Source organism: Chryseobacterium sp. R2ACT005, assembly GCF_049949215.1.
GTDB lineage: Bacteria > Bacteroidota > Bacteroidia > Flavobacteriales > Weeksellaceae > Chryseobacterium.
In genome coordinates, this window is record NZ_CP188192.1 from 2,899,211 (window position 1) to 2,915,249 (window position 16,039).

The window sequence follows — 16,039 nt, forward strand, 5'->3', positions numbered from 1 at the left end:
GGGAGTTTTTTATTATTTTTATATCTAATTTAAAACTGAATATAATGAAGAAGATTCTATCAGCATTCCTATTGCTGTGTTTTGTTATTGCCTTTTCTCAGGAAAAAAAACCAATGTTCTGGCAGGACATTCAGGAATTCAAAAAGCAAGATCAGCAAAACCCACCACCAAAGGATGCCATTCTATTTCTGGGAAGCTCGTCATTCACAAAATGGACTGATATAGCAGATTATTTCCCTAATCAAAAAATTATCAACAGAGGGTTCGGAGGGTCCAGACTTACAGACCTTAATGATTTTGCGAATGATCTTTTAGCTCCCTATCAGCCTAAGCAGATCATTATTTACTGTGGCGAAAATGATTTTGCAGACAACCATCAGCTAAAAGCAAAAGTAGTGGTTGACAGATATAAAGCTTTTTATAAAAAAATACGTGAAAAATTTCCCAATATTGAAGTTGATTATATCTCTATCAAGTACTCTCCAAGCAGAGAAGTGATCTGGCCGCAGATGAAAATTGCCAACAAGAAGATCGCTGCATTTATGAAGAAAGAGCCCAATGCTGAGTATATTGATGTTACTAAAGCGATGGAAGATGCTAATGGAAATGTAAGAAAAGATATTTTTGTGGAAGATATGCTTCATTTTAAGCCGGAGGGATATAAAATCTGGACCAAAGTGATCACTCCTTACCTGAAATAAACTATAACCCATGATAAAAAAAACAATAACCATTTTATTTTTCGTTTTATTCTACTCTCTTTCATTTTCTCAGGAGAAACCCAATGAAAAAACAGTTCTTCAGGAGCTCTCAGAAAATGCCTGTAAATGTGCTGATTCTATTCATTTGGCAAACAGGAAGAAGGAAGATATCATAAAAGATGTTCATGAATGTATTGACAAATACACGGGAGCACTTCAGATCTCAACACTTTTGAAAGGAGCAGAAAAAGAATCTGAAAAAGCACCTAAAGTAGACGGGAAAAAGCAGATTAACCTGACTTTTAATACGAATAAGAATTCACAGCAATACAAGGACAGCTATAATGAGCTTGAACGTTATCTGATGCAAAACTGCGAGAGCGTGCAAAGAGCTACCAAAACTACTGAAACCAGTTATGACAAGTTCTCAAAAAATGATACGGCTGTTGATTTCTATGAAAAAGGCGTTGATGCAGGAAAAGCGGAAAACTGGAAAGAAGCTATTCAAAATTATGAACAAGCAGTAAAAATTGATCCAAAATTCATTTATGCCTGGGATAATCTGGGAATTTCCTATAGAAGAATAGGGGAATATGATAAAGCTCTTAACGCTTATAAACAGTCATTGGCTGCTGATCCAAAAGGTAAAATGCCTTTACAGAATATAGCAATAACGTATGTTTATAAAAAGGAATATCAGAAAGCTATTGATGCCTATAACGATTTTGATAAAGTATATCCCGGTGATCCGGAAGTTTATTATGGAATGGGACAGGTCTACTTTACTCATCTGAAGAATAATGAAAAAGGTCTTGATAATATTTGTAAAGCATACAGGATTTATTCTGAACAAAAATCGCCTTACCGATCGGATGCTGAAAAAATGATAGGATATATTTATAAGAGTATGAAAGAAGAAGGTAAAACAGATAAGTTTAAAGAAATTTTAAAAAGCAACAATATTCAATTCGATTAAAAATAAAAAACGATTCCCGTATAAGGAATCGTTTTTTATTTTATTTCTTTCTTTTCGATTTTGATATTGCTTTCTGTTGGGACCTGTTAGCTCCAAACTTCTTAGGTGCTTTTCTTTTGGAAGGACCACCCCAGTTTTCTTTAGTATTTTTAGCTTTCTTATCATGGAATGCTCCTCCTCCATCATTCAGTTTTACCTGTGCAGGATTTTTCATAACAATCTGATCTTCTTCATCAGCGATCTTTTTAGGATTGATCTTAACTCCTTCCGGGAATTCATTAAATTTCAGATCTTTATCCATCAATAGCTCAATATCAAGAATCAAAGGTTCTTCTTTTTTAGTTACAAAAGTAACCGCTTTTCCTTCTTTGTCTGCTCTACCCGTTCTACCGATTCTGTGAATGTACTGCTCAGGAATATCCGGTGTCTCAAAGTTGATAACATGCGTAACATTGGAAATATCAAGACCTCTTGCCATTACATCTGTAGTAATCAAACCTCTCACTTCTTCATTCTCAAAGCTTTTCATAGCCTTAAGTCTGTAGTTCTGAGACTTATTAGAGTGAATCACGTCAAACTGTCCAGGGAAAAGCTCATCAATTTTAGTAAAGAGCATGTCGGCATGTCTTTTATTATTATTAAAAATCAAGACCTTGGACATATCTGTATCGTTCTTCAGTAAATATTCAAGTAAGTTGATCTTAGTATTAAAGTTTTCTACTTTATAAGCAGTCTGTTCAATTTTCTCAAGCGGCGTTCCTGATTTTGCCAATGAAATTTCAATCGGGCTTGCAAAGTATACATCCAGCATTTCATCTACTGCTTCCGTCATGGTTGCAGAGAAAAGGATGTTCTGTCTCTTTGCTTTCATCATTTCAAAGATATGAGTAAGCTGCGGTCTGAAACCTAAGTTAAGCATCTCATCAAATTCATCAATGACCAATTTCTGAACTTCTTTAAGAGAAATAGCATTGTCTATGGAAAGGTCCATCACTCTTCCGGGCGTTCCTACCAAAATATCACAACCATCGTTGAACAATAGTTTTTGAGTATTGATATTTTTTCCTCCGTATATTCCGATTACTCTTGCAGTAATATTTTCTGTCAGTTTCTCAATGATTTCAGTTACCTGTACCACCAATTCTCTTGTAGGAACAAGCACCAAAACAGTTGGATTTCCTGTTTTGCTGTATTTCCATGTTTTCAGAACGGGCAAAAGGTAAGCTAATGTTTTTCCGGTTCCGGTCTGCGCAATTCCCATCACATCTCTTCCTGAAAGAATAGGCTTTAAGCTCTTCTCCTGAATGGGTGTGGGTTCAAATAATTCCAAATCTGCTAAAACATCAAGAATTTTAACCGGCAGGTCAAAATCTGCAAAAGTGAGTTTTTCCATTTTGCAAAGATAGGTATTTAATTAGAAGTTAAAAATTAGAGGTAAGGAATTGGTCAATAGTGAATTTTGCTTCTCAAGTGAATTGCCAATTTTCTCGAAGATAAAAAACAAAAAAACTTGAGCTATCCGGAAAAATAACTGATTAACCAGCAACCAGCAACAACTTAACTCTTTAATTTACTTTCACACTTTTACTGATAGTTTTAATATCGTCGTCTTCCCATTTGCTGGAGGTAACGATAACGTATCCTTTCTTTTTCGGATCTTTTTTGATGGGGAATTTATCTTCTTCCCATTGATTACAGTGAGTTGAAATAGAGGGCAATAACGGTTGCCATCCAGTTTTACTTAAAGTATAAACATAAAACGGATGCCAGCAGCTGGTACACCAGTTGGGATAAAAACCAATCTCCTCTTTTCCGTCCCCATTAAGGTCTCCCAGATTATACAGGCTTCCTTGATTGGCTGGTGAAATTGTTATAGGCTTTATATTTTTATCACTGAAGTAAATAGTTGTTTCACACTTTCCTTCACATTCGTCACCACAGTCACTGACTTTTGTATAGACATATTCTTTGGTTCCGTTTCCGTCAAAATCTCCCTGAATATTCTCTGCACTGGCTTCCTGAGCCATACAAAATGAACTGAATAAGGTGATTGCTGTTATAATAATTGTTTTCATGGTAGGTTTTGGTTTTAGTTGTGAGATCCGTGATTCGGGTTTTATGGTGCGGAATAGAAGAATTGTAATTCTTTCATTTTTAGTTTGTGTATCACTTCCTTGTCACTCTCAGTAAAAGTATTAAGACCAGAATAATTGAAAATACAAAACCTAAGACTGCCACTAAAGATAATTCTCCTATTCTCGGACCGGATTCTGAGCTAAAAACGATGGCTGTTGCAATTATATTTGCGCCTAAGACCATAGCCAGAATCAAATTGACAACACTGGATTTAATCAGCTGGTTGGTTTTGTCTATATTCTTGATCTCACTGGATACCGTAAATTTATTTTCATCCAGTTTTTGAAGAACAGAACGGAGTTCTTTTGGGATTTCATCTACATTATCTGTAAAATTCATCATCCGGTCCATACCTGTTTTTAAAAGATTTTTAGGATTTATTTTCTTGGTGAAAATCTTTTTCGTGTAAGGATGAAGACTTTTAACGATGTCCAGATCTGGGTTTATGCTCCTTCCAACACCTTCTATTAAGCTGATACCTTTGAATAAAAGATAGAAATAATCCGGCATATAGAGCCTGTTATCCTTTAAAATATCCTTCATCTTGTTGATGATCACCTGTACATTGATATCCTGCAGTGATGAGCTGTGAACAAAATTCAAAATATCTTCTACGTCATTTTCAAACCTCCTTTCATCAGGTATTTCATAGCTTATGGCCATTTTTTTGAGTGACCGTACTATTTTATGAGAGTTTTTGGCAACAAAACTTACGATAAGATTTTCAAGAATTTCTTTATCATTAGGCTGAATTTTGCCCACTGCCCCAAAATCTATGAAAACTATTTTACCATCTTTTTTCACCAAAATATTGCCGGCATGAGGATCAGCATGGAAGAATCCATAGTCTAAGATCTGCGATACAAACAGCCTTAATCCTGCTTCGGAAACTTTTACAGGACTAATATCATTAGCCAGAAGTACCGATTTGTCTGTTACCTTTATCCCGTCGATGAATTCCATGCAAAGAATATTGTTGTTGGAAAATTCTTCGTAGACTTTGGGAACATATGTTTCTTTATTGTTCTTAAAATTCAGACGGAACTGCAGTATATTATTCCTTTCATTAGTCAAAGAAACCTCTTCAAGCAATGATCTTTCAAAGGTAGAAATGGCCTGTTTCAGATTAAGTTTTTCTCCTATTTCGGAATAGGCAGAGATCAGCTTTTCAATGTCTTTGATCAAAAGTAGATCATCTTCAATAACTGACTGCACATCAGGCTTTCTCAATTTTAAAATCACCGGACTGCCATCCAGCAAAATTGCTTTATACACTTGTGCTATAGAAGCTGTAGCCAGAGGTTGTTTCTGGATTTCACGGAAACAGTCTTTCACGGAAATATTGAATTCACTTTCCAGCGCTTCTTCTACGTCCATATCTACTGTTTCCACTTTGTCCTGAAGTTTCTGCAGCTCCTGAATCAATTCCGGTGGTAATAAATCTTCTCTGTTACTGAATGTCTGACCCAATTTTACAAAAGTAGGCCCAAGCTCTTCAAGAGCCAGTCTTATTCTTTCGTAAACGGTTCCTTTTGAAATAATCTCGTCTGAACCGGAAGTTTCTTCCTGCTTATTTCCTCCATTCATCCTTGCCAGCATATCTTTGAAACCATATTTACTCAATACGGAAATCAGTCTTGCGGATCTTTTCAGTTTTCTTTGCTGTTTGTCAAACATAGTCTATCAATAGTAGGTGCAATTTACTCCAAAAATTGTTCCTTTATAAAAAGAATTATTACAACAACATCAACATGGAAAGTTAAAAACAACAACACGTAATCAACCTTTTAAAGAATAAAATACATCAATAACAACAAAAACCATCATATATCATAAAAATTAATATATTTACAGCGTACAAATAAAACAAACCAAAAGTATTACAACATGAAAAATTTACGTAACAACAAACTTTCAAGAGAGCAATTAAAAGGGATTGCAGGAAGCGGAATCATTATCGGAAACTGCTCCAACCAATGCTGCCCTACAGACGGAAGACCAAGATGTCCAAAATTGATCTGCCCTGCTGTAGTATGTCCTCAGTACATGTAATCAGCCCACTCAAAGAAAATTTTAGGTAAAATAAAAACAGAATGCTAATGCATTCTGTTTTGTTATTTAAGATAAGTTTCATACAGGTCTTTCCTACGGTCTTTCATCACCTGAACCGAGCCGTTATGATGAAGATCCTTCAATAAGTTCAGGTCTACATCAACAATCAGGGTCATTTCTGTATTGGGAGTAGCCTCACCTTTTACACCATTAGAAGGGAAAGCAAAATCTGAAGGGGTAAATACGGCAGCCTGTCCGAACTGAATATCCATATTGTTTACTCCCGGTAAGTTACCTACACAACCCGCAATAGCTACATAACATTCATTTTCAATCGCTCTCGCAGCAGCACAGTGACGCACTCTGATATAAGCATTCTGGGTATCTGTAAGGTAAGGAACAAAAAGAATCTTCATCCCCTGATCAGCCAGAATTCTTGGTAATTCCGGAAATTCTACATCATAGCAAATTACAAGTCCTATTTTCCCACAATCGGTATCAAAAACCCGGATTTCGTTTCCTCCTTTCATTCCATAATACTTTTTTTCATTTGGAGTGATATGGATTTTTCGGTATTCATCAATACGTCCATCACGATGCAACAGATAGCTGACATTATATAAATCATTATTATCATGATCAAAAACAGGCATGCTTCCGGAAATAATATTGACATTGTAACTGATCGCCAGTTCAGAGATTTTATTTTTTATTTCCTCACTTAATTTAGCCAGCTCAATCATACTGTCTCTTTCTGAAAGCTTATTGAAGGGTGCTAAAAGCGGAGTATTAAAAAGTTCGGGGAAAAGAACAAAGTCTGACTTATAGTCTCCCATTACATTAACAAAGAATTCTACCTGCTCATAAAAAGCATCGATATTTTTAAAATGCCTCATCTGCCATTGTACCAATCCTAAGCGGATGATACTATCCTGCATTGTATTGGGCTTTTTGCTGTAATAGATATTGTTCCACTGCAGCAAAACAGCGTTTTCCAGTGATGATTCATCTTCGGGAAGATATTTTTTCAGAATCTTTATGGGAAGGAAGTTATTGGAAAGCTGGAAAGACAATACCGGATCATAAATTTCCTTATCTCTTACTCTTCGGATATACTCTCTTGGAGAAATCTCATCACTATATTTATGATAGTTCGGAATTCTTCCACCCAGAATAATTGATTTTAGATTGAGCAGCTCACACAATTCTTTTCTGGCATCATACAATCTTCTTCCCAGGCGCAGTTCCCGAAATTCAGGATCAACAAAAACTTCTATCCCATACAATACATTTCCTGTTGACAAATGGGTATTGAATGTATAATTTCCTGTAATATCAACATAGGTATGGTCGTCCCCAAATTCATCATAATTCACAATAATGGACAGTGCTACGGCAGCCAATTTCCCGTCTACGGTGATACAAATCTGACCTTTAGGAAATATTCTCGTAAGTTTATCTATACTTTTTTTAGACCAGATAGATTCAGACATCTGAGGATACGCCCTTTTCATTGTCACTACCAATTCATCATAATCCTGAACAGTCAGGGGTCTCGTTTCTATTTGCATTTGATATAATTTTACTTAAATTTAGTGAAAATATTTTACTTAAATCCTTATAGAAAAGTACTTTCCAACTATTTACACAAAATTTAACAGTGGATATCACCGAAACTTTACGAAAAGCAATTTATTCAAATAATTACTGGAAACATTCTGATTTCAGCTCCGTAATGGAGGTACTTTCATTTCATTATGGCATTAATATAGAAATGGATACAGAAAAAATTACGGCTCTTCACTTAGGAAATAAAACCATCGGATATATCTGTTTGAATTATCCTCTGATTTTTATAGAAAGTCAATATGCTTTACAAGTAAAAAATCTTCTTCATACTTTTCATGATATAGAATACATTATGGTCAATACTCTATCTAATCCATATCTGTCTGTAGATCCTGATATTTATAATACTTATTTTGATTTTATGGAAAATTTGAATGCTTTTTCTGCTGAAGATTTTTATTTTTACAACGTAAATTAAAAAGAAAAACAATATTAATATTTTATTAGCTGATGAAGCCATACGCAGTAACCTTACTCATAAGTATCTCAATTATCTTTATTTTAAGAATTTTTTATGCAGACACATCAGTCAATATTTCACATAATTTAAACTTGTTTTCAGCATCTGAAATAGATCCTCAAGAAGCAAAAACTTTCATTTACTTTTATTTAATGATCACTATGTTAGTGAATTATGCTATTTTCCATAAGCATATACTATTCAAGCTGATATATTGTGTATTAATTATGATAAATATTATACTTATCATTTTTTCATTGAAACAGTTTTAGTAGAAAATACCGCCTGAAAAGACAGGATTTTATTATAAATTATGGAAGAATTGCTTTATCAAAAAATTCAGGAGTACGATACTGAAATGAAAAACTTTGAAATTTCATTTACTAATCGTCCTCTATTACTAGATAACTTAATTAGTTTATATAGGTTCAGAAATGAAATAGCCAGAAGTGAAGATGTAAAAAAACTAACACAACAAATTCATGATGATTTCTGTCTAATCAAACAGCAATCTCATGAAAATATTAAGTTTGTCATTGCAAGGTATAATGAAGTAAGTAGAATGTTCTTTTTCAGTGAGGATTATTCTAAAATTTTCTCAGATTTTATATTTTAACAAAAAAATCCCACCCAAAACGGGCAGGATTTATATTTTAAATTCAAGTCAAAGATTATTCCCACTCAATCGTTGCAGGTGGTTTGCTTGAAATATCGTAAGCTACTCTGTTGATTCCTCTTACTTCGTTGATGATTCTGCTGGAAACAGTATCTAAGAACTCGTAAGGAAGTCTGCTCCATGTTGCCGTCATAAAGTCGATGGTATTGGCAGAACGAACTACAGCAGTGTATTCGTAAGTTCTTTCATCTCCCATTACTCCTACAGATTTTACCGGAAGAAGTACTACAAATGCCTGAGATACTTTTTCGTAAAGATCATTTTTGTATAATTCTTCGATGAAGATATCATCAGCTTCCTGAAGGATTCTTACTTTCTCAGCATCTACAGCTCCCAATACTCTGATTCCTAATCCAGGACCTGGAAAAGGGTGTCTGTATACCATGTGGTGAGGAATACCTAATTCTTCTCCTACTCTTCTTACTTCGTCCTTGAAAAGCTCTCTTAAGGGCTCTAATAACTCGAATTCCATATCTTCAGGAAGTCCTCCAACATTGTGGTGAGACTTGATTACTGCAGATGGTCCGTTTACAGACTGGCTCTCGATAACGTCGGGGTAAATAGTACCTTGTGCAAGGAATTTAGCGCCTTCAATTTTATGAGATTCTTCGTCAAATACGTGGATAAATTCGTTTCCGATGATTTTTCTTTTTGCTTCAGGATCATCAACACCGGCTAATTTTGTAAGGAATCTTTCCTGAGCATCCACCATTTTAATGTTCATATGGAAATGCTCTCCATATTGATCCATTACTTTTTTGCCTTCATCCTTTCTCAATAATCCCGTATCTACGAAGATACAAGTCAACTGATCACCGATTGCTTTGTGGATCAAAACTGCCGCTACAGAAGAATCTACACCACCTGAAAGACCAAGGATTACTTTGTTGTCTCCTACTTTCTCACGGATTTCCTCAACTGTTTTTTCAATATAGTTAGTCAGTTTCCAGTTTTTCTCTGAGTTACAGATTCCAAAAACGAAATTTTCAAGCATTTTTCCTCCTTCTTCAGTATGAGATACTTCCGGGTGGAACTGAACACAGTAGATTTTACTTTCTTCGTTAGAGATAGAAGCAATTACTCCTGATTTTGCGTTCAATTCAAAACCTGCAGGCAATTCTCCTACTTCGTCAAAGTGGCTCATCCAAACTACAGAGTTCTGAGTCACCCCTTTCAATAAAGAGCTTTCTTTTACGATCTCAAGGTTTGCTTTACCATACTCTCCCTTTTCTCCTTTATTTACTTTTCCTCCTAAAAGGTGAGCTGTCATCTGCATTCCGTAGCAGATTCCCAATACAGGAACTCCTTGTTCGTATAATTCTTTTTCAACCAGGTGAGCGTTTTCTGCATTCACAGAGCTTGGTCCACCGGAAAGAATAATTCCTTTTGGCTGTTTTGCTAAAATATCTTGTAATGGTGTATTGTAAGGTAAGATTTCAGAGTATACACCCATCTCACGGATTCTTCTTCCGATAAGCTGGTTGTACTGGGATCCGAAATCTAAAATAATAATACCGTTGTTCATTTTGAATTATGATTTATAAATTATAAATAATGAGGATTCTTTTGATTGTTTAATTGTATTAGAGTTTCACGATACTTTTGAGATTCCTACGGAATGACAAAGCCTGTATCATATCTATTAATCAAAATATTCACTCAAAAACTGTTTCAGCAATTTATTTAGGTCTGGGCTAAAGCCATTTCTATCGCTATTTTTTTATAATCAATCGGGCTAAAGCTCGATTCTATTGATAGAATATAAAACTTAGAAAATCTACGGCTTATTGCTACAGCCTACTGCTTATTCAACCGTTTTACAAAAAAAGACTTGGAATGGCTCCAAATCTTTTTTCGTGATTTTATTAAAACTTTCCGATGTCGTCTCTGTAGAAGCCGTAATCGAAATGTACATGACTTGCGTCTTCGTAAACCTTTTTGCGGGCATCTTCGAAAGTAGCACCTGTAGCTACAATGTTCAGAACTCTACCCCCGTTGGAAACCACTTTGTCTCCTTTGCTGATAGCTCCTGCATATAAAAGTTTACTATGTTTCAGCTTATCTTCCCCTGTAATTTCGAAACCTGTTTCGATGTTTCTTGGATAACCTCCTGAACACATTACAAGGCAAATTGCTTTTTCGTCTTTAAACTTAAGCTCAATGTCTTTTCCTTCCATACAATCCTGGATCACATCCAAAAGATTGTTTTCCATAAGCGCCATCAATACCTGAGTTTCAGGATCTCCGAATCTCATGTTGTATTCAAGAAGGTAAGCTCCGTTTTTCGTAACCATCAATCCGAAGAAGATGATTCCTTTAAATCCGAAACCTTCGGCTTTAAGACCTTTAATAGTTGGTTCTAGGATATTTTTCTCAAAATCTGCATAATGCTCCTGAGTAAATTCCGGGCTTGGTGCTATTGAACCCATACCTCCTGTATTAGGCCCTGTATCTCCGTTTCCAGCTTTTTTATAGTCTTTTGCTGCTACACATGGGAACAATTTTTCCCCATTAGAGAAAGCAATGATAGACGCTTCAAAACCTTGTAAATATTCTTCAATAACTAAACGGATTCCTGCATCTCCATAGATTCTTCTGATCATGAAGTCGTGGATAGTAGCTTCAGCTTCTTCAAGATTGTCACAAATAACAACACCTTTTCCACCTGCTAAACCACTAGCTTTGATCACCAAAGGATATTGCTGTGTCTGCACATATTCTTTAGCATCGTTGTATGAATCAAATACTACCGCCTTAGCTGTTTTGATATCATAGGTCTGCATAAATTTCTTAGAGAAAGCTTTACTCCCTTCAAGGCTTGCCACTTTCTGAGTAGGACCGAAAACTTTAAGATCGTGTTTTTTAAATTCGTCCTTGATACCCGCTACAAGAGGAGCTTCCGGACCTACGATCGTAAGATCAATCTTTTCTTTAATTGCGAAATCTCTAAGTTCTTTAATTTCCGATAAATGAACATTTTTCCCTATTACATCGGTAGTAGCATTCCCGTTGGCAAAAAACATTTTAGAAATTCTTGAGTCATTCTGAAGCTTTGCCGCTAAAGCAGATTCTCTACCGCCTTCACCTATGATTAATATTCTCATACTTTTTTATTATCTAGTCTTATTTTACAAATATATAATTTTGAATGCTAAAAATACAATCCCTAATTATTTTTTAATTCTATTTTAATTAGTGGAAAAAGTGTCTAACACCTGTAAACATCATTGGGATACCGTGCTCATTTGCAGCTTCCACACTATCCTGATCTTTTACACTTCCACCTGGCTGAATAATCGCCTTGATACCTTCCTGAGCGCAGAAATCTACCACATCACGGAAAGGGAAAAATGCATCTGAAGCCAATACCAAATCTCCGGAGAATTTTTCTTTTGCTCTTTCGATAGCCTGCTGAGTTGCCCAGATTCTGTTTACCTGTCCGCCGCCGATACCGAATGCCTGAATTCCGTTGGAAACTACAATAGCATTTGATTTCACATATTTTACAACTCTCTGAGAGAAAAGTAAAGCTTTTTTCTGCTCTTCTGTAGGCTGTACTTCTGTAACGACTTTGATATCGTCAGAGAAGTAAGTATCATTATCCTGAACCAGAATACCACCATCTACTTTCACCCAAGTCTGTTTGTCAGAAACAGGGTTTACGATTTTGATAATTCTTAAGTTTTTCTTTTTTCTTAAAACTTCAAGAGCTTCTTCATCAAATTCAGGAGCCATTACAATCTCAAGGAATGTTTTGTTCAGTTCTTCCGCTGTCGCTGCATCAATTTTATAGTTCATTGCAACAATTCCGCCAAAGATGGAAACCGGATCACATTCAAATGTTTTCTGGTAAGTTTCCAATGCTGAAGTTCCGATAGCAACTCCACAAGGAGTAGAGTGTTTTACAGCACAACAAGCCATTTCTTCTTTGAACTCCGTTACAACTTTCCAGCAAAGGTCCATATCACGAAGATTGTTGAAAGAAAGTTCTTTACCACCAAGCTGTTCAAAGTCTTTCATCGCTCCATTCTCGAAAGTAGAAACATAGTAAGCTGCAGTCTGGTGAGGGTTTTCTCCGTATCTTAAGTCAGCAACTTTTTTATAAGAAGCATTTAAATACGTAGGATATTCTTCGTCTAAAAGCATTCTTGAAATAGCTGCATCATATGCAGAGGTAAGGTTGAATACTTTTCCTGCAAGCTTTTTACGGGTCTCAATGTACGTATCACCGTTTTGTTCCATTTCCAGTTTTACAGTTGTGTAATCTTCCACATCTGTAATTACGGTAACAGAATCAAAGTTTTTCGCTGCAGAACGAAGCATTGAAGGACCTCCGATATCAATAAATTCTACCTTTTCGTGTAAAGAAATGTTTTTGTTCACATTTTCAAAGAAAGGGTAAAGGTTTACGATCACCATGTCAATCAGACCAATTCCGTGTTCCTGAACGGTTTTCATGTGCTCTTCATTGTTACGAACAGCCAGCAATCCACCGTGAACTTTCGGGTGTAAAGTTTTCACTCTTCCATCCAACATTTCAGGGAAATTGGTTACCTCATCAATCTGAATAGGATTTAAACCAGCGTCTTTCAAATGTTTGAACGTTCCTCCTGTAGAGATCAACTCATAATTCTGAGCTTCCAAAAACTGCGCGAATTCTATTAATCCACTTTTGTCAGAAACACTGATTAAAACTCTCTTTTTACTCATTTTACTTTCAATTTTTTACTTTTTACAGCTATTTCAAACTGTATCCGGGTCTTTCACCTCCGAATTTACTTTATTTACTTAGATTTCTTTTTTATTAAATGTAACGATTAAATGATCGCCCAATTGTTACATTATCAGTTTCCCAGGACCTTATTGATCGCTATTGGAAATATTTCATATTCAATCTTGTGAACTTTCTGAGCCAATGTTTCCGGAGTATCGTCAGCGGTTACTTCAAAAGATTTCTGAAGAATAGCTTCTCCTTCATCAATGCCCGGCGTTACAAAATGTACAGTGGCCCCACTCTCTGCTTCTTTAGCTTCAATAACTGCATTATGAACGTTCATTCCCCACATTCCTTTTCCTCCGAATTTCGGAAGCAAAGCAGGATGAATATTGATTATTTTACCATTCCAGTTTTCGCAGAATTCAGATTTTAAGATGGATAAAAATCCTGCCAATACAATAAGATCTGTATTTTCAGGGATTACTTTAGCCAGTTCACTGCTGAAATTCTTTCCTCTTGGAATGAGTATGCTTTCTATATTGTGATTCTTTGCTCTTTCCAGTCCGAAACACTCTCTGTCAGCCACTACCAAAGATACTTTTGCATTCTGGATTTCTCCAGCGTCAATGGTATCAATGATTCTCTGCAGATTGGTTCCTGAACCGGATACAAGTACAACGATGTTCTTCATATTTTTTTGGCAGCCTTGTCAAGGTCTAGAACCTTGACAAGGCTTTGAATATTGTTAACTAGCCCCGATTGCAGCGACATCCTTTTTTCGTTGCGGCCGCAGCGAAGCGGAGGCCGTGACGAAAAAGATACAGCGGAAAGCGGGATTAAGCTCCTAAAATTTTAAATCTATCTTTTCGCTTCCTTCTGTGATTTCTCCGATTTCGTAAGCATCATCTAAAAGGTGTAAGATTTTTTCAGCATGATCCGCATTCACTACAATGATCATCCCTACCCCCATATTGAATGTTCCGTACATTTCCTCACGGGCTACTTCACCTCTCTTTTCCAATTCAAGCATTACACTAGGAATTCTGATTTTCGATTCGTCAATAGAAGCACAAAGTCCTTCTGGAATAATTCTTGGAACGTTTTCGTAAAGACCGCCTCCTGTGATGTGAGCAATTCCTTCTACTTTCACTTCTTCCAATACTTTATGAATATCTTTATAGTATAGTCTTGTAGGAACTAAAAGTGTTTCATATAAAGGTTTTCCTTCAAATTCTTCTTCAAAGTTCGGGAATACCTTTCTTACTAAAGAGAATCCGTTTGAGTGGAATCCAGAGCTTGGTAATGCAATAATTTTATTACCTGCCTGAATCTTAGAACCATCAATAATCTGATCTTTTTCTACGATTCCTACGCAGAATCCTGCAACATCATAATCTCCAGGCTGATACATTCCCGGCATTTCAGCAGTCTCTCCACCAATCAATGCACAGTTGTTATCTTTACAAGCTGCTACCATTCCTAAAACAATTTCTGCCGCAATTTCTGAATCAAGCTTTCCGCAAGCCAGATAATCAAGGAAAAATAAAGGTTTTGCTCCGTGGCAAAGAATATCATTGGCACACATTGCGAAACAATCTACACCAATAGAATCATATTTTTTAGTATCTAAAGCTACTTTCAGCTTTGTTCCTACTCCATCTGTTCCTGATACAAGAACAGGATTTTTGTATCCACCGATCTCATAGAAAGCACCAAAACTTCCCAAGTGGTTCAGTACATTGGAATTGTGGGTTTCACCGACCGCTTTTTTGATCTTGTCAACCGTTTTGTATCCTTCTTCTTTGTCTACTCCTGCTGATTTGTAAGTGTTGCTCATGTCTGCTTAGATTTTTAGATATCGGATTCAGATTTCAGATGATTACTTGTCTTGCATCTGATGTCTTATGTCTTTTTATCTTTTAATATTTCAATTACTTTTATACTTGATTTTAGAAAACAAAAAAGCCGACAATCTTTTCAGATTATCGGCCGTTATTTTATCTCAGAATTTCAGAGCCCACAATTTTCCCTTTATGAGAAAAACATTGTTTATAGGAGGTCTGAATTTTCATCTCTTTTCTTTTTGCAAAAATAGTAATTTTAAATGAATATTCAAATTCTATTTTTCAAGGATGGTTTCAATAGCCGCAATCTTGTTTATTTTTTCTTTTAACTCATTGATTTTCTCTTCATTAGAAATTTTTTGAGTTCCTTTGTCAAAATTATCATTAAAGAAAGGAAGTGAAAAAGTTTCCACCACATTTCCTCCATGGAAAGGAAAACGCTTTGATGCAGCTTCCAAAACTCCTGCTCCCCCTCTACCTCCCGGAGCTGTAGACATCAATAGCATTGGCACTTCATTCCAAACCGTTCTGTCTTTGATTCTTGATACCCAGTCGAACACATTTTTGAATGCTGTAGAATAGGTTCCGTTATGTTCTGCTAAAGCCACCAATAGTACGTTGGCACCGTCAATTTTGGCAGCAAAGTCATGAGCTTCCTGAGGAACTCCACTTGCTAATTCTCTTTCATGCTTATAGATTGGCATTTCAAAAGGATTCAGATCTACTACTTCTACTTCTGCATTTTCAAATAATGTGGATGCATAGGCAACCAACTGCTTGTTCATTGAAACTTCCGAGTTGCTTCCTGCTATTGCTAAAATTTTCATAGGTGAGATTTATTTTTTAAG

The 16,039-nt window shown here is 35.9% G+C and carries 15 protein-coding genes; 5 read left to right on the forward strand and 10 right to left on the reverse strand.

Annotated features, from left to right (window positions below; genetic code table 11):
• Positions 1-44: 44 nt before the first annotated feature.
• Both ACPF63_RS13290 and ACPF63_RS13295 read left to right on the forward strand, forming a co-directional pair.
• Complete coding sequence (locus tag ACPF63_RS13290; protein WP_219072451.1) at positions 45-701, forward strand: GDSL-type esterase/lipase family protein; 657 nt, start codon at positions 45-47, stop codon at positions 699-701.
• Positions 702-711: 10 nt separating this feature from the next.
• A complete protein-coding gene (locus ACPF63_RS13295; RefSeq protein WP_426480238.1) occupies positions 712-1,677 on the forward strand; it encodes a tetratricopeptide repeat protein in 966 nt (321 codons plus the stop codon).
• A gap of 40 nt (positions 1,678-1,717) precedes the next feature.
• Here ACPF63_RS13295 and ACPF63_RS13300 read toward each other — a convergent pair whose 3' ends face one another.
• The 3 genes from ACPF63_RS13300 to ACPF63_RS13310 form a co-directional block, all read right to left on the reverse strand.
• Positions 1,718-3,070 carry a DEAD/DEAH box helicase gene (locus tag ACPF63_RS13300; RefSeq protein ID WP_426480239.1) on the reverse strand — a complete coding sequence of 451 codons (1,353 nt, stop codon included), beginning with the start codon at positions 3,068-3,070 and terminating at the stop codon, positions 1,718-1,720.
• A gap of 172 nt (positions 3,071-3,242) precedes the next feature.
• Positions 3,243-3,752, reverse strand: a complete 510-nt coding sequence (locus tag ACPF63_RS13305; protein ID WP_228408707.1) for a hypothetical protein — start codon at positions 3,750-3,752, stop codon at positions 3,243-3,245.
• Positions 3,753-3,843: 91 nt separating this feature from the next.
• Positions 3,844-5,490 (reverse strand): ABC1 kinase family protein, encoded by a 1,647-nt coding sequence (locus ACPF63_RS13310; protein WP_426480240.1) that lies wholly within the window; start codon positions 5,488-5,490, stop codon positions 3,844-3,846.
• A 210-nt stretch (positions 5,491-5,700) separates the two neighbouring features.
• Between ACPF63_RS13310 and ACPF63_RS13315 the strand changes: the two genes are divergently transcribed.
• Complete coding sequence (locus ACPF63_RS13315) at positions 5,701-5,865, forward strand: hypothetical protein (protein ID WP_167510741.1); 165 nt, start codon at positions 5,701-5,703, stop codon at positions 5,863-5,865.
• Positions 5,866-5,927: 62 nt separating this feature from the next.
• Here the strand turns inward: ACPF63_RS13315 and ACPF63_RS13320 are convergent, their stop codons facing one another.
• Positions 5,928-7,436, reverse strand: coding sequence for a carbon-nitrogen hydrolase family protein (locus ACPF63_RS13320; protein ID WP_077414978.1), 1,509 nt, complete (start codon positions 7,434-7,436; stop codon positions 5,928-5,930).
• An 89-nt stretch (positions 7,437-7,525) separates the two neighbouring features.
• Here ACPF63_RS13320 and ACPF63_RS13325 point away from each other — a divergent pair, with 89 nt between their 5' ends.
• Together ACPF63_RS13325 and ACPF63_RS13330 are read left to right on the forward strand one after the other, a co-directional pair.
• Positions 7,526-7,912: a hypothetical protein gene (locus ACPF63_RS13325; RefSeq protein ID WP_426480241.1), complete on the forward strand. Its 387-nt coding sequence runs from the start codon at positions 7,526-7,528 to the stop codon at positions 7,910-7,912.
• Between the two features lie 355 nt (positions 7,913-8,267).
• Positions 8,268-8,570, forward strand: a complete 303-nt coding sequence (locus ACPF63_RS13330; protein WP_149387942.1) for a hypothetical protein — start codon at positions 8,268-8,270, stop codon at positions 8,568-8,570.
• Positions 8,571-8,625: 55 nt separating this feature from the next.
• Here ACPF63_RS13330 and guaA read toward each other — a convergent pair whose 3' ends face one another.
• The 6 genes from guaA to ACPF63_RS13360 all read right to left on the reverse strand — a co-directional run bounded on the left by guaA (position 8,626) and on the right by ACPF63_RS13360 (position 16,018).
• The gene (gene guaA / locus ACPF63_RS13335) at positions 8,626-10,155 is read right to left on the reverse strand and encodes a glutamine-hydrolyzing GMP synthase (protein WP_209785176.1); all 1,530 of its coding nucleotides are present in this window, start codon (positions 10,153-10,155) and stop codon (positions 8,626-8,628) included.
• A gap of 340 nt (positions 10,156-10,495) precedes the next feature.
• Positions 10,496-11,734 (reverse strand): phosphoribosylamine--glycine ligase, encoded by a 1,239-nt coding sequence (gene purD / locus ACPF63_RS13340; RefSeq protein ID WP_047383501.1) that lies wholly within the window; start codon positions 11,732-11,734, stop codon positions 10,496-10,498.
• Positions 11,735-11,822: 88 nt separating this feature from the next.
• Positions 11,823-13,340 (reverse strand): bifunctional phosphoribosylaminoimidazolecarboxamide formyltransferase/IMP cyclohydrolase, encoded by a 1,518-nt coding sequence (purH, locus tag ACPF63_RS13345; RefSeq protein ID WP_426480242.1) that lies wholly within the window; start codon positions 13,338-13,340, stop codon positions 11,823-11,825.
• Positions 13,341-13,474: 134 nt separating this feature from the next.
• Positions 13,475-14,038 carry a phosphoribosylglycinamide formyltransferase gene (purN, locus tag ACPF63_RS13350; protein ID WP_426480243.1) on the reverse strand — a complete coding sequence of 188 codons (564 nt, stop codon included), beginning with the start codon at positions 14,036-14,038 and terminating at the stop codon, positions 13,475-13,477.
• A gap of 153 nt (positions 14,039-14,191) precedes the next feature.
• Entirely contained in the window at positions 14,192-15,184 is a 993-nt protein-coding gene (purM, locus tag ACPF63_RS13355) for a phosphoribosylformylglycinamidine cyclo-ligase (protein WP_077414988.1), read from the reverse strand.
• A gap of 282 nt (positions 15,185-15,466) precedes the next feature.
• On the reverse strand, positions 15,467-16,018 hold the full coding sequence (locus ACPF63_RS13360; RefSeq protein WP_426480244.1) for an NADPH-dependent FMN reductase: 552 nt from the start codon (positions 16,016-16,018) through the stop codon (positions 15,467-15,469).
• Between the last annotated feature and the right edge of the window lie 21 nt (positions 16,019-16,039).

Coding starts and splice junctions, on each gene's coding strand:
- ACPF63_RS13295 (WP_426480238.1), top strand. CDS start 712: ATGATAAAAAAAACAATAACCATTTTATTTTTCGTTTTATTCTACTCT.
- ACPF63_RS13305 (WP_228408707.1), bottom strand. CDS start 3,752: ATGAAAACAATTATTATAACAGCAATCACCTTATTCAGTTCATTTTGT.
- ACPF63_RS13300 (WP_426480239.1), bottom strand. CDS start 3,070: ATGGAAAAACTCACTTTTGCAGATTTTGACCTGCCGGTTAAAATTCTT.
- ACPF63_RS13360 (WP_426480244.1), bottom strand. CDS start 16,018: ATGAAAATTTTAGCAATAGCAGGAAGCAACTCGGAAGTTTCAATGAAC.
- guaA (WP_209785176.1), bottom strand. CDS start 10,155: ATGAACAACGGTATTATTATTTTAGATTTCGGATCCCAGTACAACCAG.
- ACPF63_RS13320 (WP_077414978.1), bottom strand. CDS start 7,436: ATGCAAATAGAAACGAGACCCCTGACTGTTCAGGATTATGATGAATTG.
- ACPF63_RS13315 (WP_167510741.1), top strand. CDS start 5,701: ATGAAAAATTTACGTAACAACAAACTTTCAAGAGAGCAATTAAAAGGG.
- purM (WP_077414988.1), bottom strand. CDS start 15,184: ATGAGCAACACTTACAAATCAGCAGGAGTAGACAAAGAAGAAGGATAC.
- ACPF63_RS13310 (WP_426480240.1), bottom strand. CDS start 5,490: ATGTTTGACAAACAGCAAAGAAAACTGAAAAGATCCGCAAGACTGATT.
- purD (WP_047383501.1), bottom strand. CDS start 11,734: ATGAGAATATTAATCATAGGTGAAGGCGGTAGAGAATCTGCTTTAGCG.
- purN (WP_426480243.1), bottom strand. CDS start 14,038: ATGAAGAACATCGTTGTACTTGTATCCGGTTCAGGAACCAATCTGCAG.
- purH (WP_426480242.1), bottom strand. CDS start 13,340: ATGAGTAAAAAGAGAGTTTTAATCAGTGTTTCTGACAAAAGTGGATTA.
- ACPF63_RS13330 (WP_149387942.1), top strand. CDS start 8,268: ATGGAAGAATTGCTTTATCAAAAAATTCAGGAGTACGATACTGAAATG.
- ACPF63_RS13290 (WP_219072451.1), top strand. CDS start 45: ATGAAGAAGATTCTATCAGCATTCCTATTGCTGTGTTTTGTTATTGCC.